The sequence below is a fragment of the Mesorhizobium sp. PL10 genome, assembly GCF_053714315.1.
Genome location: NZ_JBSKBR010000011.1, coordinates 149,825 through 174,519, shown reverse-complemented (window position 1 = coordinate 174,519; position 24,695 = coordinate 149,825). Strand labels below are relative to the sequence as shown.

General features: G+C 61.5%; 22 protein-coding genes. 13 read left to right on the top strand and 9 right to left on the bottom strand.

What is annotated here, in order from left to right:
- Positions 1-17: 17 nt before the first annotated feature.
- From ACWGTO_RS19395 to ACWGTO_RS19380, 4 genes are read right to left on the bottom strand one after another with little or no spacing between them, the layout of a single operon-like run.
- Positions 18-1,052, bottom strand: a complete 1,035-nt coding sequence (locus ACWGTO_RS19395) for an Ldh family oxidoreductase (RefSeq protein ID WP_454576412.1) — start codon at positions 1,050-1,052, stop codon at positions 18-20.
- Complete coding sequence (locus tag ACWGTO_RS19390) at positions 1,049-2,041, bottom strand: 5-oxoprolinase subunit C family protein (RefSeq protein WP_454576411.1); 993 nt, start codon at positions 2,039-2,041, stop codon at positions 1,049-1,051. Before ACWGTO_RS19390 ends, ACWGTO_RS19395 begins: the two co-directional genes overlap by 4 nt.
- Complete coding sequence (pxpB, locus tag ACWGTO_RS19385; protein ID WP_454576410.1) at positions 2,038-2,703, bottom strand: 5-oxoprolinase subunit PxpB; 666 nt, start codon at positions 2,701-2,703, stop codon at positions 2,038-2,040. The genes ACWGTO_RS19390 and pxpB overlap by 4 nt, the downstream gene beginning before the upstream one ends.
- Positions 2,704-2,708: 5 nt before the next feature.
- Positions 2,709-3,485 (bottom strand): SDR family NAD(P)-dependent oxidoreductase, encoded by a 777-nt coding sequence (locus tag ACWGTO_RS19380; protein ID WP_454576409.1) that lies wholly within the window; start codon positions 3,483-3,485, stop codon positions 2,709-2,711.
- Positions 3,486-3,705: 220 nt separating this feature from the next.
- On the opposite strand from ACWGTO_RS19380, the gene ACWGTO_RS19375 reads away from it, so the two are divergent.
- From ACWGTO_RS19375 to lhpI, 7 genes are all read left to right on the top strand, one after another.
- Positions 3,706-4,338, top strand: a complete 633-nt coding sequence (locus ACWGTO_RS19375; RefSeq protein ID WP_454576408.1) for an RraA family protein — start codon at positions 3,706-3,708, stop codon at positions 4,336-4,338.
- 205 nt (positions 4,339-4,543) lie between these two features.
- Positions 4,544-5,653, top strand: a complete 1,110-nt coding sequence (locus tag ACWGTO_RS19370; protein ID WP_454576407.1) for a branched-chain amino acid ABC transporter substrate-binding protein — start codon at positions 4,544-4,546, stop codon at positions 5,651-5,653.
- A gap of 135 nt (positions 5,654-5,788) precedes the next feature.
- Positions 5,789-6,700: a branched-chain amino acid ABC transporter permease gene (locus tag ACWGTO_RS19365; RefSeq protein WP_454576406.1), complete on the top strand. Its 912-nt coding sequence runs from the start codon at positions 5,789-5,791 to the stop codon at positions 6,698-6,700.
- Positions 6,700-7,659: a branched-chain amino acid ABC transporter permease gene (locus ACWGTO_RS19360; RefSeq protein ID WP_454576405.1), complete on the top strand. Its 960-nt coding sequence runs from the start codon at positions 6,700-6,702 to the stop codon at positions 7,657-7,659. Before ACWGTO_RS19365 ends, ACWGTO_RS19360 begins: the two co-directional genes overlap by 1 nt.
- Positions 7,660-7,661: 2 nt before the next feature.
- Complete coding sequence (locus ACWGTO_RS19355; protein ID WP_454576404.1) at positions 7,662-8,426, top strand: ABC transporter ATP-binding protein; 765 nt, start codon at positions 7,662-7,664, stop codon at positions 8,424-8,426.
- A complete protein-coding gene (locus tag ACWGTO_RS19350; RefSeq protein WP_454576403.1) occupies positions 8,426-9,154 on the top strand; it encodes an ABC transporter ATP-binding protein in 729 nt (242 codons plus the stop codon). Before ACWGTO_RS19355 ends, ACWGTO_RS19350 begins: the two co-directional genes overlap by 1 nt.
- A 101-nt stretch (positions 9,155-9,255) precedes the next feature.
- Entirely contained in the window at positions 9,256-10,998 is a 1,743-nt protein-coding gene (gene lhpI / locus ACWGTO_RS19345) for a cis-3-hydroxy-L-proline dehydratase (protein ID WP_454576494.1), read from the top strand.
- A 46-nt stretch (positions 10,999-11,044) separates the two neighbouring features.
- Here the strand turns inward: lhpI and ACWGTO_RS19340 are convergent, their stop codons facing one another.
- Both ACWGTO_RS19340 and ACWGTO_RS19335 read right to left on the bottom strand, forming a co-directional pair.
- Positions 11,045-13,081 carry an oxidoreductase gene (locus tag ACWGTO_RS19340; RefSeq protein WP_454576402.1) on the bottom strand — a complete coding sequence of 679 codons (2,037 nt, stop codon included), beginning with the start codon at positions 13,079-13,081 and terminating at the stop codon, positions 11,045-11,047.
- Positions 13,082-13,163: 82 nt separating this feature from the next.
- On the bottom strand, positions 13,164-14,600 hold the full coding sequence (locus ACWGTO_RS19335; RefSeq protein WP_454576401.1) for an NAD-dependent succinate-semialdehyde dehydrogenase: 1,437 nt from the start codon (positions 14,598-14,600) through the stop codon (positions 13,164-13,166).
- Between the two features lie 214 nt (positions 14,601-14,814).
- Between ACWGTO_RS19335 and ACWGTO_RS19330 the strand changes: the two genes are divergently transcribed.
- Genes ACWGTO_RS19330 through ACWGTO_RS19320 form a run of 3 tightly spaced genes read left to right on the top strand, consistent with a single transcriptional unit; the run spans position 14,815 to position 18,250 of the window.
- Positions 14,815-16,194 (top strand): NAD(P)/FAD-dependent oxidoreductase, encoded by a 1,380-nt coding sequence (locus tag ACWGTO_RS19330; RefSeq protein WP_454576400.1) that lies wholly within the window; start codon positions 14,815-14,817, stop codon positions 16,192-16,194.
- A gap of 52 nt (positions 16,195-16,246) precedes the next feature.
- The gene (locus ACWGTO_RS19325) at positions 16,247-17,029 is read left to right on the top strand and encodes a pyrroline-5-carboxylate reductase (RefSeq protein WP_454576399.1); all 783 of its coding nucleotides are present in this window, start codon (positions 16,247-16,249) and stop codon (positions 17,027-17,029) included.
- Between the two features lie 57 nt (positions 17,030-17,086).
- Complete coding sequence (locus tag ACWGTO_RS19320; RefSeq protein WP_454576398.1) at positions 17,087-18,250, top strand: NAD(P)/FAD-dependent oxidoreductase; 1,164 nt, start codon at positions 17,087-17,089, stop codon at positions 18,248-18,250.
- A gap of 46 nt (positions 18,251-18,296) precedes the next feature.
- Here the strand turns inward: ACWGTO_RS19320 and ACWGTO_RS19315 are convergent, their stop codons facing one another.
- Both ACWGTO_RS19315 and ACWGTO_RS19310 read right to left on the bottom strand, forming a co-directional pair.
- Positions 18,297-18,905 carry a GntR family transcriptional regulator gene (locus ACWGTO_RS19315; protein WP_454576397.1) on the bottom strand — a complete coding sequence of 203 codons (609 nt, stop codon included), beginning with the start codon at positions 18,903-18,905 and terminating at the stop codon, positions 18,297-18,299.
- 195 nt (positions 18,906-19,100) lie between these two features.
- Complete coding sequence (locus ACWGTO_RS19310) at positions 19,101-19,298, bottom strand: tautomerase family protein (protein WP_454576396.1); 198 nt, start codon at positions 19,296-19,298, stop codon at positions 19,101-19,103.
- Positions 19,299-19,478: 180 nt separating this feature from the next.
- On the opposite strand from ACWGTO_RS19310, the gene ACWGTO_RS19305 reads away from it, so the two are divergent.
- The 3 genes from ACWGTO_RS19305 to ACWGTO_RS19295 are packed head-to-tail and all read left to right on the top strand — an operon-like array spanning position 19,479 to position 22,869.
- Positions 19,479-21,161: a choline dehydrogenase gene (locus tag ACWGTO_RS19305; protein ID WP_454576395.1), complete on the top strand. Its 1,683-nt coding sequence runs from the start codon at positions 19,479-19,481 to the stop codon at positions 21,159-21,161.
- A 5-nt stretch (positions 21,162-21,166) separates the two neighbouring features.
- Positions 21,167-21,916 carry an electron transfer flavoprotein subunit beta/FixA family protein gene (locus tag ACWGTO_RS19300; RefSeq protein WP_454576394.1) on the top strand — a complete coding sequence of 250 codons (750 nt, stop codon included), beginning with the start codon at positions 21,167-21,169 and terminating at the stop codon, positions 21,914-21,916.
- Between the two features lie 23 nt (positions 21,917-21,939).
- Positions 21,940-22,869: an electron transfer flavoprotein subunit alpha/FixB family protein gene (locus ACWGTO_RS19295; protein WP_454576393.1), complete on the top strand. Its 930-nt coding sequence runs from the start codon at positions 21,940-21,942 to the stop codon at positions 22,867-22,869.
- Positions 22,870-22,953: 84 nt separating this feature from the next.
- Here ACWGTO_RS19295 and ACWGTO_RS19290 read toward each other — a convergent pair whose 3' ends face one another.
- Positions 22,954-24,570, bottom strand: coding sequence for a trimethylamine methyltransferase family protein (locus ACWGTO_RS19290; protein ID WP_454576392.1), 1,617 nt, complete (start codon positions 24,568-24,570; stop codon positions 22,954-22,956).
- Between the last annotated feature and the right edge of the window lie 125 nt (positions 24,571-24,695).

The following is a 24,695-nucleotide window of genomic DNA, read 5'->3' as shown; positions in this document are numbered from 1 at the left end:
AAGGTTTCGGGTTTGGATCAGACGGCGTCGATCCCTCGATCGAGCAGCCGATCGAGTTGCTCAATTTCCTGCCGCGAGAGGCTGATGCCATCCTTTTCCGATTTCGCGCGGGCAAGGAACCGCCGTTGCGAGGGCAGGCGGGCTCCCTGGCCAAGTATGGCATCGAACAAGGTCTCGGCACGGGACAGCGGATCTCCGGGACGGCCCGCGGCAAACGCTTGTGGCGAGAAAGCAATGACCAACTCGCCGTGAGCTGGATAAAGCGTCGTCGTGCCAAGGACATCGAGCGCTTCGGAACTCGTCAGGTCGCCGATCATGATGCCGCCCAGCAATTCGATCATGGTTCCAATCGCGGACCCCTTGTGCCCCCCAAAGGGAAGCATGGCGCCAGCGAGCGCCGCTTCGGGATCGGTCGTCGGTCTGCCTTCGGAGTCTATGGCCCAGCCTTCCGGCAGCGGCTTGCCGGCACGGCGGTGAAGTTCGATCTCCCCACGAGCGGCAACCGAGGTCGCATTGTCGAACACGTAAGGCTGGTGTCCTGCACGCGGCCATCCGAACGCGAAGGGATTGGTGCCGAGCAGAGGCTTGTTGCCGCCAGTTGGAGCGACCGTGGCATAGCTTGGACACATGGCCAGACATGCAAGGCCACGGTCGGTCAACGCCTCGACCTCCACCCAGAGGGCGGAAAAATGCACGGCATCGTTGATGACAAGCGCGGCTGTGCCGCAGGAACGCGCTCGCTCAGCCAGTTCATGCACGCCCAGTTCCAATGCAGGGTTGGCGAACCCGCCCTTCGCATCCACTTTCACGATGCCCGATGCCTGTTGCGGCACCAGTTCGGGAATCGCATTTGTATTCACCTTTCCGGCCTTGATCGTCCTTAGAGCCCCGTCGATGCGGTAGATGCCGTGGGACTTGCAGGCATCGCGCTCCCCAGCGACGATAACGCGAGTGATCGCGCCGGCCTGGATTGCATTCAGCCCGGCTTTGCGGAAAATCGCTTCGACGCGCTCCTGCAGCTCGGCGACGGTAAGCACAGTCATATCGGTCATCTCATCTCCTTGGAGGCCGGCTTCATACTCGTTTTCGGGTTCATGGCCGCCACGAATGTCTCACTCCATTTGCGCCGCGCGCGCAACGCTTCGGTCGCCACCTCGATCGATACCGGCACAAAACGCAGTCGAGCACCGACTGGCGTCTGCGCCAGCCGCCACAGATCGGCCTCGATCACAGTCGCGATCTTCGGGTAGCCGCCGCAGGTGTTGGCGTCGGCCAACTGGATGATCGGCTGGCCGGACGGCGGTACCTGAACAGTGCCCGGCACGATGCCATGCGACAGCAATTCCATCGGTGAGACGAGCGAGAGCGCTTCGCCGGACAGGCGATAGCCCATGCGGTTGGCGTCGCTGGTGACGCTCCAATCGCTGCCGGCGAAGGCCGCATGCGCCTGCGGCGTAAAGTTGTCGAACTCGGCGGCCGGCAGGACTCTGATCTCGATCGTGGAGACGGCACCGTATCTCATGGCCTGCCGCTCCTCCAATACCACGCCGAACCCGTCGACGGGCAATGACCCCTCTGCGACGTTGAGCTGAAGCCGGTCGCCGCGAGATAGGCCGCGCCCTCCAAATCCGCCGAAGCTGCCCTTCACATCCGTCGCGCGCGAGCCCATGACCGGCCGCACGTCGAGCCCGCCGGCGAAGCCGATATAGGAACGCGCGCCCGTCCGCGGCGCTTCAATGGTAAGGATCTCGCCGGCACGGATGGCGACTGCCCACCAGGACGGGTATCGCCGCTCGCCAACGCTGATCGGGCAATCGGCTCCCGTGACGGCGATCGACGTGTCGACATGCGCCTTGAGCCGGAACGGATAGAGAGCAATCTCCATCCCCGCAGCCGAGGGATCGTTGCCCAACATGAGGTTGGCGATTGCCAGCGCCTGCTTGTCCATGGCCCCGCCATGGCTGACGCCCAGCGCCAGATAGCCGGTGCGGCCGAGATCCTGGACGGTGTTGGGTAGGCCGGTGGTGAGGATTTCGATCATGTCGCTATCCCCGCGATTTCGAACCGTACCTTGTCGCCGGGTTTCAACAGCACCGGCCATTGCGCCTGGCTGTCAAAGAGCTTCACGTCCGTATGGCCGATGATGTGCCATCCCGATGGCGCGGTCATCGGCATGACGCCTGCCTGGGCCCCGCCTATGATAACAGCGCCCTCGACTACCTTCAGGCGAGGCGTGCCGCGCCTTGACCATGCAAGCGTTGGGTCGAGGCCGGACAGATAGGGGAAGCCGGGCATGGCGCCGATAGCGGCGACCGTATAGGTGGCGTCCGCGTGGCGCCTGACCACCTCGTCGACGGACATGCCGCAATGCGTGGCCCAACTGGCGAGGTCCTCACCGCGCGCGCCGCCATAGTTGACGGGAACCATATGCGACTTGCCGGCAACGGCGTGGGCATCAGTGCTGGCCCAAAGTGATTTCAGTTGCTCGCCAATGCTAAGTGCGTCCGTAGCGAGTGGGTCGAAAAGCACGAGCAGATTGTTCATGCCTGGAACAGTCTCGCGCACGCCCTCGAGGGTCCGTGCCGCATTCGCCACAGCCCAGACCCGCTCCTGGATAGCGTCGTCGAAGCTCCCCTGCGCCCCGTCGAGAAGCAGCGCGCCTGACCCGGCAAGGCTGATGCGAGGCGCTGGAAGCACGGACATGGGGATCAGTCCTTCACCGGCACCGTATAGTTCAGGATGAGGCGGCCGCCATCGGGATAGATGGTCTGGCCGACGATGTAGGATGCATCGTCGCTGGCGAGGAAGGATGCGACGCTGGCGATCTCCGACGGTTCGCCGCAACGTCCGCTCGGCGTGCGCGACAGGATGGTCTGGCGCTGCTCCTCGCTGGCCATGACCGAACTCTTGACCATGTCGGTAAGGATGGTGCCCGGTCCGATCGCGTTAACCCGGATGTTGTGCGGGATGAGTCCGACCGCCATCACCGCCGTCAGTTGCTTGATGCCGCCCTTGGACACCGCGTAGGCGACGGAGTTGGGAATGGCCAGGATAGCGTTGATCGACGACATGTTGATGATCGAGCCGCCACGTCCCTGCGTGATCATGGCTCGCGCCGCCGCCTGGCCGAGCAGGAAAGGGGCCTTGAGGTTGACGCGCTGGACCCGGTCGAAGGCCTCTTCGGGGAAGTCGACGAAATCGTCCAGATGGATGACGCCGGCATTGTTGATGAGAACGTCAACGCCGCCGAAGCTGTCCTGGGCTTTAGCGATGATGCCGGCGGCCATATCCCTGGTGATTTCAGACAGATCGGCCGAAAGCCAAACGGCACGTTCACCAAGGCGTTCGGCATGTTCGCGTCCGCGATCGGCCTTCACATCGACCAGGACGACGTTCGCACCATCGGCATGAAAGCGCTCGACGCAGGCAAGCCCGAGGCCTTGGGCCGCCCCGGTGACGATCACGACTTTTCCTGCATGCTTCACGACAAATCCTTCCGCAATCTGCATCAAATGCTGGATATGTTATCCAACTTATCGTGAATGCCCGCGCCCTTGCAAGTCCGAATGAATGGGGTGTCGGGCTATCTTTTCCGCGTTTACTCGGACTCCTCGGGTTCGATTTTGGTCGTAGCTGGGGTCAGTTGACTCTTCCAGGTCAATCATGATTGGATAATATATTCACAGTTGGTCAAGGGAGAGCCGGATGGCCTTGGAGCCTCAGGACAACGAACTCATAGAGGCGTTCCGGGCCTTCGCCACCCCGTTGATCAGCGACAATCTCGCTCGTGTGCCTGGTGCCGTCGGGTTGCGGCCGTTCCATCAAGTCACCCGCGCTATGGCGGGGAGGGCGCTGACGGTCAGGACACGTCCGGGCGACAACCAGTTCATCCACCGCGCGCTCGATCTGGTGCGTCCTGGCGACGTCGTCGTGGTCGATGGTGGCGGCTACGAAGGGCGGGCTCTGGTTGGAGAGATCATGACGAGCGTCGCGGCGTCGCGCGGCGCTGCTGGCATCGTAATCGACGGCGCTATCCGCGATTCAGGCGCCATTGGCCGCAGTCCGTTTCCGTGTTTCGCACGGTCGGCAATCCATCTTGGGCCGTACAAGGATGGGCCAGGTGCCATCAATGTGCCCGTGTGCGTGGGCGGCATGGTGGTCGGCCCGGGCGACATCGTCGTCGGCGACGAGGATGGTGTCGTGGCATTTCCGGTCGAAGGCGCGGAGGCCCTCCTAGCCGCCGTCCGCGATCAGGACGCCCGCGAGGCCGTTGTCATGCAGAGCATTCGGGAGAACCGCTACCAGGGCGCGTACGCCCGGGTTCCTGCCGGCCACTGATCGCCGGCGCTGACAAATCACGTAAATCCGATCGTTGACACATCGTATAAAATAATGCATCGATCGTATTAAATATAAACAGCTCCGTATTTGATTCCGATACAGGAGCGTCGATTGCGCCGAACCTTTCGGGGTTCGAAAGCGCGACAGCAGAATGCATCCCGGCAGGTCGCTGGATGCGTCCACAGGGGAAATGGAGAGAATAATGATCGTATCCCTCAAGAAGCTCGCCTGCACAACATTCCTTGCCGGGCTGGCGCTGACCACTGCAGCCGCGGCTGCAGATATCAAGATCGGCATCGTAGCTCCGATGACCGGCCAGTTGGCCAGCGAAGGGCAAGACATGGAGAACGCGGTGAAGATGGCGATCGACGCCGCCAACGCCAAGGGCGGCGTCAATGGCGACAAGATCGTCACCACGACTGCCGACGACGCCTGTGATCCGCAGCAGGCTGTCACCGCCGGCAGCAAGCTTATCTCGGAAGGAGTGACCGCTATCGTCGGCGGTTATTGCTCGGGAGCAGTGCTTCCCACCTTGAAGATCTATGGCGACGCCGGCATTCCGTTCGTCATCATCGGGGCGAATTCGACTAAACTGGTTGCCGCGAACCCGGGCAACGCCTTTCTTGCCAATTCGACGGGCGACATGCAGGCGACGACGGCTGTCGAGCTCTTCAAGAAGAACGGCTACAAGAAGATCGCCGTCATAGATGAAGGCGACGCTTATTCTTCCGACCTGGCGAAACTGACCGCCGAAGCGTTCAAGAATGCAGGCGGCGAGGTTGCAGCCAAGGAAACCACCGCAGCCGGCGAGCAGGACTATTCGGCGGTCGTCACCAAGGTGAAATCAAGCGGCGCGGACGCCGTGTTCTGGACCGCATACCATGCCGGCGGCGCGCTGCTCACCAAGCAGCTCCGCCAGGCCGGCTTCCAGGGCGGCATCGTGCTTGGCGACGGCAACAATTCGCCGGAATATCTGGAGATCGCAGGCTCGGCCGGAGAGGGCGTATTCCTCCTGTCCCCGCCGACCGTCGATCTCCTCGCCGGCGCGGCCGACTTCAAGGCAAAGTACAAGGAAGCCTTCAGCCGTGACGCAGGCGCCTATGCGGCTCTCTCGCACGACGTGGGCGACCTCATCGTCGATGCCATCACGCGGGCCAAGTCGACGGATCAAAAGGCAATCGTGGCGGCGCTCAAGGCCAGTGACTTCAAGGGCCTGGCCGGCGAGATCAAGTTCACCGACAAGAACACGCTGCAGACGTCGAACTTCCGCCCGGTCGTCGCCAAGGGCGGCAAGTGGATTGCCGCCGAGTAACGGCCAAGACAGCTGGACGCCGGGGCGGCTCGTGAGCCGGCCTCGGCGTCATTGCCCCTCGTCTTGCCCTCGTGGCTGGCGCGCATCGTTGCTGCGCCAGGCACGGCATCTTCACGACCCGCAACCGGTGCATCAATGACGCTCGACCTTGTCATCCAGCAACTGATGAACGGCCTCATCGTCGGCTCGTTCTACGCCCTGATCGCGCTTGGCTACAGCATGGTCTTCGGCGTCATCAAGCTTCTGAACTTCGCCCATGGCGACATCTATATGAGCGGCGCCTTCGTCGGCCTCATCGTGTTTTCCTTCGTCGGCATATGGATCGGCAATGGCTGGCTGGGCGTCGTCTGCGCCTTGCTGGTGTCGATGCTGGCCGTTGGCCTGCTTGGTGTCGTCATCGAGCGCTTCGCCTACCGGCCGATGCGCAATGCGCCGCGCCTGTCGATCCTGATCACGGCGCTCGGCGCCTCGATGGTGCTGAACGGGACCGCGCTCGCGCTGACCGGAGGGCGGCATTTTGCCTTCAACACCGATCTTGGCTTTGCCGGCATCGACATCTCGGCTGTCCACGTCACCTACACGCAGATCGTGCTTGTCGGCGCCTCGATCTTGTTGATGGCCGGCATGCAGACCTTCGTCTCGAGCACCATGTATGGCAAGGCGATGCGCGCCGTCTCGATCGACATGGGCGCAAGCCGCCTGATGGGCATCGATGTCGACCGGGTGATCGCGCTGACCTTCTTCATGGGCTCGGCGCTCGCGGCCGGAGGCGGCGTGATGGCGGCAGCCTACTATGGCAGCGTCCATTTCTTCATGGGCTTCGTCATGGGGCTCAAGGCCTTCACCGCGGCCGTCATCGGCGGCATCGGTAGCGTGCCGGGCGCCATGCTGGGTGGCCTGTTGCTCGGCCTGCTCGAGGCCTATGGGTCTTCCTTGCCCTTCGTCGGATCGGAATGGCGCGACGTTTTTGTGTTCGGTGCGCTGATCCTATTCCTGGTCTTCAAGCCGACCGGCATTCTCGGACGCTCTGTCGTGGAGCGTGTGTGATGAGCGAGGAAGTGAGAACCTTGCCCGCCGCCACGCAGCCGCCATTTCTGCGTGGCTTCTTTTTGCTGTCGGGTCTCGCCGCGCTTGCCCTGGCGCTGGTGCTGCCGCAACTCGCCAATGCCTATGTGACGGAGGTGGCGACCACGGCGCTGCTTTATGTCGTGTTGTGCCTCGGCCTCAACATCGTCGTCGGTTACGCAGGTCTGCTCGACCTCGGCTATGCGGCCTTCTTCGCGGTCGGCGCCTACACGACCGGCATCCTGACCGCGGAATTCGGCTTCAATTTCTGGCTCACCATTCCAGTCGCCATGGCGGCTGCATGCGTGGCCGGCATCATCATCGGCGCGCCGACCTTGAGGCTGCGCAGCGACTATCTGGCGATCGTCACTCTCGGCTTCGGCGAGATCGTCCGCATCATCGCCCGCAATCTTGACATTACCGGCGGCGCCAGCGGTCTTGTCGGCATCGAGCGGCCGGAGATCTTCGGCTTCCACCTGATGCAGGTGCAGCATTTCTACTATGCGTTCCTGGCGCTGGCGCTGATTACCCTCTTCGTCTGCCTGAGCGTCGAGCGCTCGCGCATGGGGCGCGCCTGGTTCTATGTCCGCTATGACGAGGATGCAGCCGCCGGCATTGGCATCAACCGTGTCTCAGCCAAGCTCCAGGCCTACATGATGGGAGCGGTGATCGCTTCCGTGGCGGGGTGCCTCTATGCGGCCAAGATGACCGCCATTTCTCCGGAGAGCTTCACCTTTAACCAATCGCTTCTGATCCTGCTTGGCGTGGTGCTTGGCGGTATGGGCCGCATCCCCGGTGTCGTGCTGGGCGCCATTCTCGTGGCCCTACTGCCGGAAGTGCTGCGTGGCGCGGGCACCTATCGTCCGCTGGTGACAGCCGTGGCGCTGCTGGCAATCATGCTCTTCAGGCCGAATGGCCTGTGGCCGGACAAGCGGGTGTAACGATGGCCCTGCTCGAAGTCCGCGACCTGCGTCTCAGTTTCGGGGGACTGAAAGTCCTCCAGGACATTTCATTCTCGGTGGAGAAGGGCGCCATCAACAGCCTTATCGGGCCCAACGGCGCCGGCAAGACCTCACTCTTCAACTGCCTCACCGGCTTCTACAAGCCGAAGGGCGGCTCGATCCGGCTGGGCGGTCGTCCCATCACCGGCCTGCCGCCGCATCGCATCACCGCGCTCGGTCTTGCCCGCACCTTTCAGAACATCAGGCTGTTCAAGGAAATGTCGGTCCTGGAAAACGCCATGTCGGGCCAGCATTGCCGCAGCCGCCACGGCCTCGTTTCGGCGATCCTGCACCTGCCATCGCAACGGCGCGAGGAAGAAACGATACGCGAGGTCGGCATGCGCTGGCTCGATTTCGTCGGCATCGCGGAGCACGCGCACCGTCTTGCCGGCGGCCTTTCCTATGGCGACCAGCGACGGCTTGAACTTGCAAGGGCCCTGGCTTCGAAGCCCGAACTCATCCTGCTGGACGAGCCAGCCGCCGGCCTGAACGAGCGCGAGAAGCTCGATCTCGTGCATCTGATCCGCCGCGTTCGCGACGAGACCGGCGTCACCGTGCTGCTGATCGAGCATGATATGGGCCTGGTCATGCAGGTTTCGGAAAAGATCGTAGTGTTCGACTACGGCCAGAAGATCGCCGATGGCGCGCCGGAGGCAGTGCGCGCGGATCCCAAGGTCATCCAAGCCTATCTCGGTACGGAGGATTGATGGAGCCCGATATTGTCCTTTCGGCCGACCGGATCGTCGCGCGCTATGGCGCCATCGAAGCGCTCCACGGCGTCAGCCTCTCGGTCCGGCGCGGCCAGATCGTGGCGTTGCTCGGCTCGAACGGCGCCGGCAAGAGCACGACCTTGCGCACGCTGTCGGGCCTTCTTGCGGCGTCATCCGGCAGTGTCCGGTTCCTCGGTGAGGACATAACCAAGGTCCCGGCCCATCGCCTGCCTCACCGCGGCCTCGTCCACGTTCCGGAGGGGCGGCGCGTTTTCGGCGACATGACGATCAAGGAAAACCTCGACCTGGGTTCCTTCACGCTGACCGACGATGTCGAGCGGCGCCGGCGGATGGATCATGTGTTCGAACTGTTCCCGATCCTGGCGCGCAGGCACAATGGCGACGCCAGGAACCTGTCCGGCGGTGAGCAGCAGATGCTGGCGATTGGCAGGGCCTTGATGGCGGCACCGAAGGTGCTGCTGCTCGATGAGCCATCGATGGGGCTGGCGCCGCAACTGATCAAAGAGGTCATGAACATCGTGCAACGCCTCAACCGTGAGGGCGTGACGATCCTGCTGGTGGAGCAGAACAGCAAGGTCGCCCTGAAATTCGCCGATTACGGCTATGTTCTCAAGGCCGGGCGCATTGTCCTCGAAGGGCCTGGAAGGGATCTTGCAAGCAACGAGGCCGTCATCAGCGCTTATCTAGGCGGCGTCGCCGCCTGACGGCGAGGCCTTTTGCCCGCCACGCTGGCGTGCTAGCTGAGCCGGCCCGCGGTGTTGGAACGCACAAGGAGGTCATTGTGCAAACTCGACCCGACGATCAGATGCTGTCGCCGGCTGGTTCGACAGCTCTCGTCCGAGGGAACGCGGCTGGAGAAATTCTCTTTAGCGACATGCCGCTCAGCTTCTGGGGAGGTGTCAAATCTGAAACCGGTGAGGTGATAGACCGGCATCACCCACTGAGCGGACAGTTGCTGACGAACAAGATCCTTGCGATCCCAAGCAGCCGCGGTTCCTGCACCGGCAGCGCTGTTATCCTCGAGTTGCTGCTGAACGACCGGGGACCGGCAGCCATATTGTTGGAGAGGCCGGAGGACATCATCACGCTTGGTGTTATCGTAGCCGAAGAAGTATTCGGTAAATCCATTCCGGTTGTTTGCGTCGGATCCGATAACTTCCGCGCGTTGGCGGCGCATCGATACGCAGATGTTTCGGGAACCAGGGTCAAGTGCCTTTCGGCATTCGAGGCCTGCGCCCCTCAAGATGGCGGGCAAGTGCCCGATGAGCCGGCCGCGCGGATCGAATTGACCGAAGGCGACGAGAGGATCGCTGCCGGAGCGCTCGGCAAGGCAGCGCAGGTGGCGATGAAGATTATCGTCCGCATGGCCGAGCTACAGGGCGCGGCATGCCTGAGGGATATCAGCCAGGCGCACATTGACGGCTGTGGCTACACCGGTCCAGGAGGCCTGCAGTTTGCAACCAAACTGCTCGATTGGGGCGCGCAGGTCGTCATTCCAACCACGCTGAATGCAATATCCGTTGATCAACTTCGTTGGAGCGCGCAGGGGATAGAACCCTCATTCGGGGAAGCCGCGAGCCGGCTTGCCGACACCTATGTCAAAATGGGCGCCAAATCGACGTTCACATGCGCGCCTTATCTTCTGGAGAGCGCACCCAAAAAAGGCGATCAAATCGTCTGGGCCGAGTCCAACGCCGTCGTTTACGCGAACAGCGTTCTTGGCGCCAGGACGATGAAGTATCCCGACTACCTCGACATCTGCGTGGCTTTGACAGGCCGCGCGCCGTCCGCCGGATGCCATCTGGATGAAAACAGGCATGCGGCCATCCAGATCGATCTGTTCGAGATTGAGGAAGCCGACGACGCGCTCTATCCCCTGCTCGGATACTGTGTCGGCATGATCGCCGGCGCCGATATCCCGGTGATAGAGGGCTTGAGCCATCACAAACCCACCTCGGATGATCTCAAGGCATTCGGCGCTGCTTTCGCCACCACTTCCGGCGCGCCGATGTTTCACATGGTCGGCGTGACACCGGAAGCTTCGTCACTGGCTGAAGCGACGGGAAATTCGGCTCCGGCGCGCGCCATAAAGGTCTGCCGCAGCGATCTTGCGCGTTGTTGGGAGGAGCTGAACGGCGCCCAGGCAGATGCCATCGACCTCGTGGCACTCGGCAGTCCGCATTTCTCCTTCGACGAATTCGTGAAACTTGCATCGCTGTGCAGGGGACGGTCAAAGCGCGAAGGTATCGTCGTCATCGCAACCTGCGCCAGGGCGACACTTGAGAAGGTACGGGATGTCGGTTTGGCTCCGGAGCTCGAGCAATTCGGCGTTCAATTCGTAACAGATACCTGCTGGTGCATGATCGTCGAACCGGTGGTTCCGCCTTCGGTCAAAGTGATCATGACCAATTCGGCCAAATACGCCCATTACGGCCCCGGTCTGCTGGGAAAGCGGATGCGTTTCGGCAGCCTCGCTTCATGCGTGGAGGCAGCATGCAGTGGCCAGATGACAAATATCCTGCCGCTGTGGCTTCGGGATCCGCCGTGACGTCGCCTGGGAAGGCATTGGTGCTGGTCGGACGCGGCCCTCGTGCTCAGATGTCCTTCACGAGACGGAGCGCGTCATAGATCGCGGCATGGGTGTTGCGTGCCGATACGGCGTCTCCGATCCGGTAGAGCTTGAAGGTCCCTTGCTCGTTCTCGACCCTGGTCTGGGTCTGCCCGTCGATCAGCTCGCCATAGTCGACCGCGCCAAGGTTCTTCGAAAGAGGCTTCAGCGCGAAATAGAGATCGTCGTTAGGCCGCGTACCGTGATTGACGATTATCTGATCGTGCTTCTGCTCCTTGCTTATGCCGCCATAGTCGCTGCCGATGGTCGCGATGAGATGATTGCCTTCCTTGCGAACGGACGCCAGCAGGTAAGTCACCGTGAACGTCACGTCCTTGTTCTGCAGGGCTCGCATGTAAGGCACTAGGTTCATCGCCATCACTTCCGGCGAGAACGACCGGTCGCGGGTCATGATCTCCACCTTCGCCCCGGTATCGGCGATGATCTCGGCGGCCTGAAGCGCGGCGTGGTCTCCGGCGTCGTCGTAGATCAGGACATCGCTGCCCGGCCTGACATCGCCCGCGATGATGTCCCAGGCCGAAACGACCAGCTCGTTGCCGCTGGTGAGAACTTCGACGTGGGGCATCCCGCCCGTCGCAATGATCACAACATCCGGCTTCTCGTCGGTTACGGTTTCGGCCTCAGCCCACGTTCCGTAGTGGAAAGTGACGCCGAGCGCCTCGCACTGCGCGAGCCGCCAGTCCACGATCCCCACCATCTCACGGCGTCTCGGGCTCTGCGCCGTCAGCAAGATCTGGCCGCCTGCCTTGCCCGCTGCTTCGAAGACCACGACTTCGTGCCCGCGCTCGGCGGCGACCCGGGCCGCTTCCAGCCCGCCAGGCCCCGCTCCGACGATGACGATTTTCTTCTTTTCCTGCGCCTTGGGGACGCTGTGCGGTATCGTTTCTTCACGCCCGGTGGCCGGATTGTGGATGCACAGGGCCATGGCGCCTTGGTAGATACGGTCGAGGCAGTAGTTCGCTCCGACGCATGGGCGGATATCGTGCTCGCGATTCTCCAGGATCTTGCGCACGATATGAGGGTCCGCCAGGTGCGCTCGGGTCATGCCGATCATGTCGACCTTGCCCTCGGCGATCGCGAACCGTGCCGTCGCGACATCCTGGATGCGCGTTGCGTGGAAGACTGGAAACTTGGTCGCGGCCCTCACTTCTCCTGCGAGTTCGAGGTGAGGCGCGCTGGCCATGCCCATGATCGGGATCTGGTCGGTAAGACCGGCGTCCGTCTCGATATGCCCCTTCGTCACATTCAGAAAATCAATTAGGCCGCTGTCCTTCAGCCGCCGTGAGATTTCGAGGCCCTCCTTTTTCCCGTATCCGACCGGAGTGTCCTCGTCGGCGACATAGCGAATCCCCAGAATCAAGTCCGGCCCCACGCGCTCGCGGACCGCTGCAAGAACCTCCAGCGAGAACCGCATCCGGTTTTCGAGCGAGCCACCGTACTCGTTCGTCAGTTCATTGCTCATCGGCGACCAGAACTGCGAGAGCAGGTGTCCGAATGACTCGAATTCAACGCCGTCGACGCCACTTGCCTTCATGCGCTCGGCCGCGTCGGCGAAATCCTTCTTGATCCGCTCGATGTCCCACGTCTCCACAAGCTTTGGGAAGGTTCGATGGGCAGGCTCCCGCTCGAGGGTAGGGGCAACAGCGGGAAGCCAATCCCCCTTGTCCCATCGGGTGCGCCGGCCCAGATGCGTCAACTGGATCATCACCGCCGCGCCATGTTCATGACAGGCGTCAGTCAGTTCGCTCATCCAGCGAACGACCTCATCCTTGTAGGCCAGCACGTTGTTGAACACCGGCGGACTGTCTCGGGAGACGGCGGCCGAGCCGGCAGTCATGGTCAATGCAAGACCGGCCTTGGCCCGTTCAACATGATAGGCGCGATACCGTCCTTTCGGCATCCCGTCTTCCGGGTAGGCGGGCTCGTGCGATGTCGTCATGAGCCGGTTTCGAAACGTCAGGTGCTTGATCGTGAAAGGTTGCAGAAGAGGATCGTTCGACATCGAGCTGTGCTCCGATATAGCGGTTGCTCCCGCCAACAATTAGAGGAACGTCCGACCGGGACGCCACCAGCGTGCTGGCGGTTTAGATTCGCTTGTCAGTCACCATCTTTGTCCTGAGATAGGCTTCGAGGCCTTCGGCGCCGCTTTCGGCCCCATAGCCAGATTCGTTGACGCCACCGAATGGGGTTTCGGCCTCGTGCACTGAAGTATGGTTGATGCCCACCACGCCAGCCTCCAGTTCCTCACTCGCCGCGGCGGCGACCGAGCCATTGCGAGCAAATACGTAGGCCGCCAGGCCGTAAGGCAGCGAGTTGGCCCGCCCGATGACCTCGTCGAAAGACCGGAACGGTGTAATTTGCGCTATCGGGCCAAACGGCTCCTCGTTCATGGCACGTGCACCGTCCGGCATGTCGCGCAAAACGGTTGGGGCGTAAAAATATCCCTTCCTGTCGATGCGCTCGCCGCCGAGAGCGAGGCGGGCGCCTTTCGAGACAGCGTCCTGCACCAGTTCGTCCATCGTGCCCAGGCGTCGCCCGGTGATAAGCGGTCCCATCTGCACACCGTCATCGAGGCCGTTGCCGACTATCACCTGGCGGCTGCGTTCGACGAACCTGTCGATGAATGTCTCGTAGACATTTTCGTGGACGTAGAAGCGGGTGGGCGAAGTGCAGACCTGTCCGGCATTGCGGTATTTCGCTGCGGTCAGCACGTTCACGGTGTGGTCAATATCCGCATCGTCGAAGACGATCACCGGCGCGTGCCCGCCCAGCTCCATCGTGCACCGCTTCAGGGTCTCGGAAGCCAGCTTCTGGAGAAGCTTTCCAACAGGTGTCGATCCCGTCAGCGAGACCTTCTTGGGAATAGTCGAAGCGATAAGGTGCTCCGAAATGGGCGCGGACGGGCCGAATACGATGTTCAGCGCGCCGCCTGGGACGCCTGCGTCATGGAAGCACCGACCGATAGCCACCGCCGTCCCAGGCGTTTCGTCGCTCGGCTTGACTATGATCGTACAGCCAGCCGCCAGGGCGGCAGCGATCTTTAGCGTGACGTTGCCGGCCGGGAAGTTCCACGCCGCAAAGCCCAGCGCCGGCCCGACCGGCTCCTTCAGCGCGATCTGCCGAACATTGGGGCTGCGCGCCGGTATCACGCGCCCATAGGCACGCTTGCCTTCCTCGGCATACCAGCGTGTTGCGTCGGCGCAGAACTGCAACTCCCCTTCGGCCTCGCGCAGCGACTTGCCGTTTTCCATGGTCAGCGTGCGGGCGATCATCGGCTTGCGCGACTCGATAAAGTCCGCCGCCCGGCTCAGCACCTCCCAACGAAAGGCCGCCGTCGTCTTCTTCCAGCTCACAAATGCGCGCCCCGCGGCCTCCAGGGCGCAGTCCAGATCCTGCGCCGATGCGCATGGCACTGACGCAATCTGCTCCTCGGTGGCGGGATTGACCAGCGGATGGCTGCGACCATCGCTGGCCGCGGCCCACTCTCCGTCGATAAGGAGCTCGAGCTTTTCGTTATACATCGGTTGTCCTTCCACGTCCTTGCCGACAGAGCTTCGATCGGTGAGGCTCGGCAAGATTTCTGTTTGTTGAGCTTGTAGCATGTTGTATAAAACATATGGGTAATGATATGCAATCAAAAGATATCGCATATCGTGCTTCAGTGGGCTCCAGGTGATAGCCCGAGCGCGTATAGCTATGCATTGGCGGCACTATGCCGCAGCGTAAGGAGACGGAATGAGCGCGAACGAGCAGCACGTTGAGGTAGCAGTGATCGGAGCGGGGAGTGTAGGTCTCGCCGTCGCGTACTACCTCGTCCGCAACCATGGCGTTTCGCGCATTGCGATAATCGACCCACGCGATCCCATGAGCCTCACTTCGGCGCAATCTGGCGAGAACTATCGCAATTGGTGGCCGCATCCGACGATGACGGCTTACACGAACGACAGTATCCGCCTCATGGAGCAAATCGCGCGCGAGACAGACAACAGGATCAGCATGACGCGCCGCGGATATGCGTTGGTGACGCGAAGGAGCAATCCGGACAATCTCATCGAGGATCTCTACCGTGGTTATGCTGGGCAGGCCGAAGATCTCATTCGCATTCATGAGGGCAACGACGCCCACTCAGCCTACAAGCCGGCCTTGTCGGCCAACTGGGAAGATGCGGCTGATGGCGTGGACGTGCTTCGCGACAGATCGCTTATCCGCCAGACTTTTCCTGCATACGCCCACGACGTCGCGACGGTGCTCCACATTCGTCGGGCCGGCTCTATCAGCGGCCAGCAGCTCGGCCAATACATGCTTGAAGCAGTCAAATCAGCTGGGGGGCGCTTGATCCGCGGCGAGGTTGCCGGCATCGAAGCCCCAGCGCCCTTCGTCCTTTCGGTGGAAACAGAGGGGCAGGTTGTTCGTCTTCGTGCCGAGCGCATCGTCAACGCTGCCGGCCCCTTTGTGAAGAACGTGGCCGAGCTGCTGGGAGAAGACTTGCCCGTCTCCTGCGTCTATCAACAGAAGATCGCCTTCGAGGACCATGCGGGCGCCGTTCCGCGCAACCTGCCATTCTCCATCGATCTTGACGGCCAAACTCTGAACTGGACCGATGAGGAGAAAGCCATCCTGGCCGATGATCCAGCCACCGCTCATCTGACGCAATATATCGACGGTGGCATACATTGTCGTCCGGACGGCGCCGAGGCCGGCAAATGGATCAAACTCGGCTGGGCGCTCAACGAACGGGCGGGCGATCCTAGCGGACCAGAGCCGACGGACGAGCATTTCCCGGACATATTGCTGCGCGCTGCAAGCCGCCTCCAGCCTGCGCTTGGCACCTATATCGGCCGCCTGCCGCGCGCTGCGCATCACTATGGTGGCTACTATACGATGGCCAAGGAGAACTGGCCGCTGATCGGTCCGATGACGACGCCTGGGGCGTTCGTGGCGGGGGCATTGTCAGGCTTCGGCACAATGGCTGCCTGCGCGACAGGCGTGATCTGCGCCGCCTGGGTGATGGGGACCGAACTTCCCACCTACGCGAGAATGCTGAGCCTCGATCGCTATAGTGACCCGGCGATCATGGCTGATCTGGCCACTCTTCAAAGCAGCGGCATCCTGTGATGCGATGGCGTTGGCGGCCGTCCGAAGGTCAAACGATCGCATGGCGGACGCCATGAGAATCGGGTTCGTCGGCACGGGCATCATCACCGAGGCGATCGTGAGCGGCCTTCTGAAGGCAGAATTCCCGGTCGTCGAAATCGTGGTCTCGCCACGCTCCAAGCCGACGGCAAAAAAACTGGCCGCCTTGTCGCCTCTCGTGCGCATCGGCAAAGACAACCAGGACGTGGTCAGCGGTTCGGATATCGTTGTGCTGGCCGTGCGCCCGCAAGTCGCGGAAGAGGTTCTTCGCCCCCTGCAATTTGCGCCAGGCAAGATCGTGGCCAGCCTGATCGCGGGCGTTCCGATCGCGACATTGCGCGAGTGGATTGGTCCGGACTTCGATATCTCCAGAGCGGTTCCATTGCCGTTCGTGTCGGACCTTAACGGTGTGACTGCCGTCTATCCTGGATCGGACACGCTGACTGCAGTCTTTGCCGCCTTGGGCACAGTGATCAACTGTGAGACGATTGACGAATTCGATGCTTTTGCGGTGGCCGGCGGATTGATGGGCGCATATTTCGCAATCGCCGAGACTTGCGCGCAGTGGCTCGTCTCCGCGGGAGTGCCTTATGGCAAGGCGAGAGCCTACCTGGCGCCCTTTTTTCATGGGTTGGCGGACAGCGCGGTCAAGAGGCCGGAGAAGAGCTTCGAGGATTTGCGGATCGGCCATACCACAGTCGGTGGCTTGAACGATCAGTTGTTCGAACAATTCCGGAAGGACGGCGGCTTGAAGGCGCTGACAGCCGCGCTGGATGCCGTTGGGGAACGCCTAAGTCGGGCACGCGCAGAGGCATGACGTAGTGAATTCCTCGTGGGCGGGATTTCGATTGCAAAAAAATATGTAGGAGGCGATGTGAAGACCGATATTTTGATCATAGGTGGCGGTGCAATCGGATCGGCGGTCGCCTATTTCGTGAAGCTGAAATCCCCCACTACGGCCGTGAGTGTAGTGGAGCGCGACCCAACCTATGGGCTCGCCTCTACCCCAAGGGCGTCAGGCGGCGTGCGGCGACTGTTCTCGCTTCCCGAGAACATTGAACTGTCGAATTTCAGCATACCGTTCTTCGAGACCTTCCCCGAGACGATGGCCGTTGACGGGGTAGAGGCGGAGATCGGCTTCAAGAAGAACGGTTACCTGTTCATCGTGCCGCCGTCGGCGCGCGACATGTTGAAGAGCAACTTCGAGACTGAACTGAAGCTTGGCTGCAACGTCGTGTGGCTGGAGCCGGACGGGCTCAAGCACCAGTTTCCCTCGATGAATGTGGAGGACCTTGGTGCGGCGGTTTACTCTCCCGATGACGGATGGCTCGACCCGCACAGCGTGCTGATGGGGTTCCGCAAGAAGGCGAGGTCGCTCGGCGTGGAGTATCTTGCCGACGAGGTTACAGGACTGGAATGTGCTGGAAGTCAGGTGGTAGCCGCCACCTTGAAATCCAATGGGCGAGTAGAAGCCGACCATTTCGTCAACGCGGCAGGAGCCTGGGCGAAGGACATCTGCGCCATGCTCGGCATTAAAGTGCCGATCGAACCGTTGCGTCGCTTCGAGCACTATTTCGAATCGGAGGATCCGATCGAACCGCTGCCCTATCTAAAGGATCCCGAACGGCTGGCCTTTCGGCCCGAGGGCAAGGGTTATTCCGGCGGTGTTCCGACACTGGCCGAGCCGCGCGGATACAATTTCGACGTCGATCATGACTATTTCGAGGACGTCGTGTGGCCGGCGCTTGCCCACCGCTTCCCGCAGTTCGAACGAACAAAATGCAAGAACACGCTCCCCGGCCTTTATGACCAGAACGACTTCGACGGCAATGTCATCATGGGGGCGGGCGCTGACGGGCTCGGCAACTTCCATATGCTGGCCGGTTTTTCCGGTCACGGCCTCATGCATGCGCCTGGGTGTGGACGAGCCATTGCCGAGCTTATCCTCGACGGCCGCTACGAGACGATCGATCTGACGCGCTTTGGCTGGCAACGCCTTGTCGACGGCAAGCCGCTTCCCGAGCAGGGCATCATCTGAGGCAGGGAAATATCGGCCACGGCGCGGTGGCCGGTACCGACAACGGCTATCGGCCGGCTTCCATCCGCCGGCTGCTCGCCTGCAATGACTTCTGGGTCTGTTCGATGTGTCTTTCCAACAGATCTACAGCCTGGTCAATCTTTCCCTGCCTGCAAAGGTCGAGCAGTTCATGATGCTCTTTTTGCGGGCGGACCTTGCCGGCGGCACGGGAGACTTGACGGCGTATGAAACGACTGACGTGACCATAGTTAGCCTCAATCATGGCGAGCAGCTTCTGCCTGTTGCATGGCGCGTAGAGTGTCCAGTGGAAATTCCAGTTCATCTCCCCCCAGGCCTCCGGGTCTGACGCGGCGTCATAGCGGTCGAGAATTTCCTGCCCCATTTCCAGATCTTCGATCGCCATGTTCGGGATAGCGAGTTTCAAAGCCCTGGTTTCGAGCGCAATCCGGATATCCAACATTTCGAGGACGTCTTCGAGGGACAGCCCTTTGACGACCGCACCCTTGTTGGCATGGAAGATGATGAGACCTTCGCTCTCCAACTGTCGCAATGCCTCGCGTACTGGAATGCGGCTCGTCCCGAACTGTTCCGCCACCTCGTCCTGGCGCAGCTGGTGGCCGGCTTCGAACTCGCCGGCCAGGATCGATGCTCGCAATCCATCCCTCACAAGTTCAGGCGCGGGTTTGCGAGCTGGTGCTTGCTTGGGAGCCATCGGTGAACCTATGGTCAAAGCTGGAATCAATATTTATGCAATTGTTTAGGATTGCATATGATTGTTTGTCAATCCCTTGGACTTTGGTGCACGACCGACCTTATTCGTGCACCAGGAGCTGCAGGACGCGGCAACGGGTCATTCGTTCTTCCCCTTCTGGGAAATCAGCTTGCCGCCAAAAGCCCAGTTGTCCGCAGTCACGTCGTTGAAGACGATACTAACCGATTCGGGCGTGCAGTTGCAGAACTCTACCAAGGCATTCGTGACCGCTTTTGCGGTTTTCTGCTTCTGCTCCACGCTCCGACCCTCTGACAGATCGATCCTGATCCAAGGCATTTTTATCTCCTCTGCTGGTCCCGTTCGTTGATCATAGTGAAGGCACGGAACCCGGTTAATACGCAAGTTTGAGTTTGACATAACTTTATACGATAAATTAGAATGGTATCCAATATCTGACAATGCATTTGTGAACGGCTGGCCGTGGAGCCTTCCAACATCCATAGGGACGGTATCGCATTGGATCCTGCAAGGGCGCGTTTTGACTATATCGTCGTTGGGGCCGGGTCGGCTGGATGTATCGTTGCCGCGCGGCTAAGCGAAGACCCGGCAATTCGCGTTCTGCTTGTCGAAGCCGGGGGATCCGATCGCAGCCCAATGATCTCCATGCCCGCTGCTTTGCCTTTCACCTACCAGAGCAAGAAGCTCGGTTGGGGCTATCAGTCCGGTCCGGAACCGGAACTCGGCGGAAGAATGATCGACGAGAAACGCGGCCGCGTGATCGGCGGCACGTCGTCCATCAACGCCATGATATTCAATCGCGGTAACCCGATGGATTTCGATGGCTGGGCCGAAGGAGGACTACCAGGCTGGGACTACGCGCATTGCCTGCCCTACTTCCGCAAGATGGAAACGTTTGCCGACGGAACCAACGATTGGCGCGGCGGCGATGGACCTATGTTCATCAGCCGATGCAGGGCCGCGCACAAGCTCTTCGACGTTTTCCTGCGAAGCGGTGAGCAGGCTGGGCACGAGATTGCGTCCGACCACAACGGCTACCGGCAAGAAGGCGTCCACATCGCCCAGGCGTTCGTGCATAAGGGGCTCCGCTGGACTTCGGCACGCGGGTATCTTCATCCCGTCATGGCCCGGGGAAATCTGGAAGTCCTTTCCCACGCGCATGTCAACAAGGTCGTAATCGAGAATGGGGCCGCCATAGGGATCGAGATTTCCAAGGGCAGCAATACCAGAACGGTAACCTGCGAGCGCGAGATCATTCTCTGCGCGGGCGCCTTCAACAGCCCCCAATTGTTGATGCTATCGGGCGTCGGTGACGCCGATGACCTGCGCAAGCACCAAATCGCACTCAAGGCCCATGTACCAGCGGTCGGCCGCAACCTGGAAAATCACCCTGGTGTGAACCTCCAATATGCGACCAGCTATGAGGATTCTCTGGTCTCGCAACTGAACCTTCTTGGCCAAGCCAAGCTTGCAACTGATTGGGTTGTGCGCAAGAAGGGGCTCGGCGCGAGCAATTTCTTCGAGGCCGGTGCCTTTCTTCGGACACGCGCCGACGTGGCTTTTCCAAATATGCAATTCGAGTTTCTGCCGCTTACGCGACAGGTCAAGAACGGCAAGTTGGTCGCAATTCCTGGTTTCCAGTTCTGGATGGATCTCTCGCGCCCCGAGAGCCGGGGTGCCGTCAAGCTGCGATCGGCCGATCCTGCGGCGCCTCCATCGATCGTCTTCAACCACCTGGATTCCCGGCAGGACATTCAGGACTTCATTGACGGCGTGCGGCTCGCTCGCGACATGATCCATCAGCCGGCCTGGGACAAATTCCGGGGCACCGAACTGACGCCCGGCGCGGACGCGCGCACGGATGCGGATATCGAAAGGTTCGTCCGCGCCAATCTCGGAACTTCCTATCATCCCTCGGGCACCTGTCGCATGGGCGCGGACGACCAAGCAGTGGTCGATGCCGAGGCAAGGGTGAAAGCGGTCCGTCGCATTCGCGTCGTGGACGCTTCCATCATGCCCAGAATAGTAACCGCCAACCTCAGTGCAGCGATCATGATGATGGCCGAGAAGATCTCGGATTGCATCCTCGGGATGCCTGCCTTGGCGCCTTCCAGTGCACCATACTACAGCGCACCTGGTAAGGCTGCGCGAACCCAAACTTCGTCGATTAAGCAAAGGTAGCCAGTATGAAGATCCTTGTGCCCGTGAAGCGGGTTGTGGACGCCAACGTCAAGGTCCGGGTGAAGGCCGACGGACTGAGCGTCGAGCTTGCCAACGTCAAGATGGCGATGAACCCGTTCGACGAGATCGCGGTCGAGGAAGCGATCCGCATCAAGGAAGCCGGCAAGGCGGAAGAGATCATCGTCGTCTCGATCGGCCCGCAGCAGGCGCAGGAGACGCTGCGCACCGCGCTCGCCATGGGCGCCGATCGCGCCATCCTGGTCAAGACCGACGAGCAGACCGAGCCGCTGGGCGTCGCCAAGGTGCTGAAGGGCGTGGTCGAGGCCGAGAAGCCCCGCCTCGTCATCCTCGGCAAGCAGGCGATCGACGACGATTCGAACCAGACCGGCCAGATGCTGGCCGCGCTGCTCGGCTGGGCCCAAGGCACCTTCGCCTCCAAGGTGGTGCTCGACGGCGACAAGGCCAAGGTGACGCGCGAGGTCGACGGCGGCCTGCAGACGGTCGAGCTGAAGATGCCGGTGATCGTCACCGCCGACCTTCGCCTCAACCAGCCGCGTTACGCCTCGCTGCCCAACATCATGAAGGCCAAGAAGAAGCCGCTCGACGAAAAGAGCCCGGCCGACTACGGCGCCGACGTGAAACCCAGGCTCAAGGTGGTCAAGACCGAAGAGCCGAGCGGCCGCAGGGCTGGCGTCAAGGTCAAGTCGGTGGCCGAGCTGGTCGAGAAGCTCAAGAACGAAGCCGGCGTGCTGTAAGCGGTCAGGAAAGGATAAAGAAAATGGCAATTCTCCTCATCGCCGAACACGACAACGCAACCCTTTCCGATCAGACGGCCAAGGCGCTGTCGGCGGCCCTCCAGATCGGCTCGGATGTCGACGTGCTGGTCGCCGGCAAGGGCGCCAAAGCTGCGGCCGATGCCGCCGCCAAGCTGAAAGGCGTTCGCAAGGTGCTGCTGGCCGAGGCTGACGAGCTGGCCGAGCGCCTCGCCGAGCCGCTGGCGGCTCTCGTGGTTTCGCTCGCCGGCGCTTATGACACGATTGTTGCCCCGGCGACCTCGTCGGGCAAGAACGTCGCGCCACGCGTTGCGGCCCTGCTCGATATCGCCCAGGTTTCGGAGATCATCGAGGTGGTCTCGCCCGACACCTTCAAGCGGCCGATCTATGCCGGCAACGCCATCCAGACCGTGCAGTCGACCGACGCCAAGAAGGTCATCACGGTGCGCACCGCTTCCTATCCAAGCGCCTCCCAAGGCAATGCGGCTGCCGTCGAAACTGTTTCGACGGCAGCCGACCTGGGCCTGTCCCGCTTGGTCGAGAACAAGCTTTCCGAAAACGATCGTCCGGAGCTGACCTCGGCCAAGATCATCATCTCGGGCGGCCGCGCGCTCGGCTCCTCGGAGAAGTTCCAGGAGGTGATCCTTCCGGTTGCCGACAAGCTCGGCGCTGCCGTTGGTGCGTCGCGCGCCGCGGTCGACGCCGGCTACGCCCCCAACGACTGGCAGGTCGGCCAGACCGGCAAGGTGGTCGCCCCCGACCTCTACATTGCTGTCGGTATCTCCGGCGCCATCCAGCATCTGGCCGGCATGAAGGACTCCAAGGTCATCGTCGCCATCAACAAGGACGAGGAGGCACCGATCTTCCAGGTCGCCGACTACGGCATCGTCGGCGACCTGTTCGTCATCCTGCCGGAGCTGCAAAAGGCTTTGTGATGGAAATCCCCGCCGCCATGTCGATGTGCTGAACGAGGCGGTGCCGGACACAGCGATCGTCCGTGATCCGCGGCGTGGAGGCGATCAATAGGTGGTATTCAGCGCGTCCTCGGCGGGAATTTCGCGTTTCCGCCGGGTCAGATAGTCGCGTAATGCTTCGTCCACGGCTTGGTCGAGTTTCGGCTCTTCATACTCGCCCAAAAGCCGCTTGGCATATTCCAAGGCCCTGCCGGTGATCTCGACGCTACCTTCAGCTTGCCATTGCTCAATCGAGTTGTTGTCGAACAATTTCGGCATGTAGAAGCCACGCTCGAAATTGGCCTGGGTATGTGGATGTCCAAGGAAGTGCCCGCCGGGCCCGACATCGCGGACGGCCTGCATCGCTTCGTCGAAATCGTCCCACCGCACGCCTTCGGCCATTCGATATCCCATGGCGCACATGTCGGCGTCGACGACGAATTTCGCGAGGGAACACTGCAGACCTCCCTCGTTCCATCCGGCAGAGTGCCAGATGTAGTTCGCGCCGGCATGAAGAACAGCGTTCAGCGTCATCGTGCTTTCATAGGCCGCCTGCGCATCGAAGGTCTTGGAGCCGCCCAACAGGTTGGAACTCCGCCACGGCACGCCGTAGAAGCGCGCCATCTGCCCGATCATGAAATTCATGAGGCTGATCTCTGGCGTGCCGGCCATCGGCGCGCCGGACCTCATAGACACTGCCGATAGGAAGTGCCCATAGATCGCCGGGCTCCCTTGGCGGATAACCTGTGTATATGAGAGGCCGGCCAATGCTTCTGCGTTGAGCTGCGCCACCGTCGGGGCGGCAGAGGCCGGCGTGTTCGCGCCGCCGAGGGCGAAAGGCGAACAGAGTATCGGCTGGTTGCGGCGGCTGTAGGCGCGGATCGCCCCAAGCATCGTCTCGTCCCAGAGCAGCGGACTGTTGCAATTGGCGTTGCCCGTTATGACCGGCGTCGTCTCCATCACATCGGCGCCGAACAAGATCTTGGCCATGTCGAGGACGTCTTCGGCGTTGCGCTCCGTGGTCGCCATCCCCATGAACGTCTTGTCCGAGTACTTGATCGAAGAGTAGGCGATCTCCAGGTGGCGATGGCTTACCTTCACATCCATGGGCTCGATGATGTGGTGAGACGTGGAATGCAGAGCGGGCGACATCTGCGTCAACTTCACCAGCATCTGGAGATCCGCGAGCGTGGCCCAACGACGCTCATTGTCGAGTCCCCGGATGTAGGGTGCGCCTCCCATCGGCACGAAGATCGAGTTCCGGCCCCCAAAGGGCAGGTCGTTGGCCGGGTTCCGCGCGCGATAAGTCCAGCCCGAGGGGATCGTCGAGATCAGCTGACGCACTAGCCCGCGATCGAGATGGACCCTTTCGCCACGCACGTCTGCTCCCGCGGCCCGCCAGTCGGCGAGCGCCGCTTCATCGCGAAAGACGATCCCGATCCCCTCGAGGATCGACATCGAGGCGTCGTCGATCCGGGCGATCTGTTCCTCGTCCATCACCTCGCAGGTCGGGATGCCTCGCCTGAGGGCTGGCAACATCCCAAAGACCGGGGCGGTGCGCAGGGCTCGCCTTGCATTGCGGCCGCCGCTCCGCCCGGACTTGGCGTGCTCCGGCCCTGCTTCTGCAACTTGCAACAACGCTTCCGCCATTTCGCCTGGCCGCCCGTCCGAAACGAGATTCATTTTGTGCCCGAATGATTTCACAGAGCGCAAGGGAACTGAAATTCCAAATCCTAGGTCAATGCATGATCTAATATCATGCAAGACGCGCGCGCCGGCCAAAAATCGCTTAGGAACACTTAGAATGA

Bases quoted from the DNA above. Each gene is read 5' to 3' on its own strand.
- ACWGTO_RS19395 (WP_454576412.1), bottom strand. From the start codon at position 1,052: ATGACCGATATGACTGTGCTTACCGTCGCCGAGCTGCAGGAGCGCGTC.
- ACWGTO_RS19340 (WP_454576402.1), bottom strand. From the start codon at position 13,081: ATGTCGAACGATCCTCTTCTGCAACCTTTCACGATCAAGCACCTGACG.
- pxpB (WP_454576410.1), bottom strand. From the start codon at position 2,703: ATGTCCGTGCTTCCAGCGCCTCGCATCAGCCTTGCCGGGTCAGGCGCG.
- ACWGTO_RS19365 (WP_454576406.1), top strand. From the start codon at position 5,789: ATGACGCTCGACCTTGTCATCCAGCAACTGATGAACGGCCTCATCGTC.
- ACWGTO_RS19370 (WP_454576407.1), top strand. From the start codon at position 4,544: ATGATCGTATCCCTCAAGAAGCTCGCCTGCACAACATTCCTTGCCGGG.
- ACWGTO_RS19375 (WP_454576408.1), top strand. From the start codon at position 3,706: ATGGCCTTGGAGCCTCAGGACAACGAACTCATAGAGGCGTTCCGGGCC.
- ACWGTO_RS19350 (WP_454576403.1), top strand. From the start codon at position 8,426: ATGGAGCCCGATATTGTCCTTTCGGCCGACCGGATCGTCGCGCGCTAT.
- ACWGTO_RS19330 (WP_454576400.1), top strand. From the start codon at position 14,815: ATGAGCGCGAACGAGCAGCACGTTGAGGTAGCAGTGATCGGAGCGGGG.
- ACWGTO_RS19295 (WP_454576393.1), top strand. From the start codon at position 21,940: ATGGCAATTCTCCTCATCGCCGAACACGACAACGCAACCCTTTCCGAT.
- ACWGTO_RS19300 (WP_454576394.1), top strand. From the start codon at position 21,167: ATGAAGATCCTTGTGCCCGTGAAGCGGGTTGTGGACGCCAACGTCAAG.
- ACWGTO_RS19290 (WP_454576392.1), bottom strand. From the start codon at position 24,570: ATGAATCTCGTTTCGGACGGGCGGCCAGGCGAAATGGCGGAAGCGTTG.
- ACWGTO_RS19360 (WP_454576405.1), top strand. From the start codon at position 6,700: ATGAGCGAGGAAGTGAGAACCTTGCCCGCCGCCACGCAGCCGCCATTT.
- ACWGTO_RS19325 (WP_454576399.1), top strand. From the start codon at position 16,247: ATGAGAATCGGGTTCGTCGGCACGGGCATCATCACCGAGGCGATCGTG.
- ACWGTO_RS19335 (WP_454576401.1), bottom strand. From the start codon at position 14,600: ATGTATAACGAAAAGCTCGAGCTCCTTATCGACGGAGAGTGGGCCGCG.
- lhpI (WP_454576494.1), top strand. From the start codon at position 9,256: ATGCTGTCGCCGGCTGGTTCGACAGCTCTCGTCCGAGGGAACGCGGCT.
- ACWGTO_RS19355 (WP_454576404.1), top strand. From the start codon at position 7,662: ATGGCCCTGCTCGAAGTCCGCGACCTGCGTCTCAGTTTCGGGGGACTG.
- ACWGTO_RS19310 (WP_454576396.1), bottom strand. From the start codon at position 19,298: ATGCCTTGGATCAGGATCGATCTGTCAGAGGGTCGGAGCGTGGAGCAG.
- ACWGTO_RS19390 (WP_454576411.1), bottom strand. From the start codon at position 2,041: ATGATCGAAATCCTCACCACCGGCCTACCCAACACCGTCCAGGATCTC.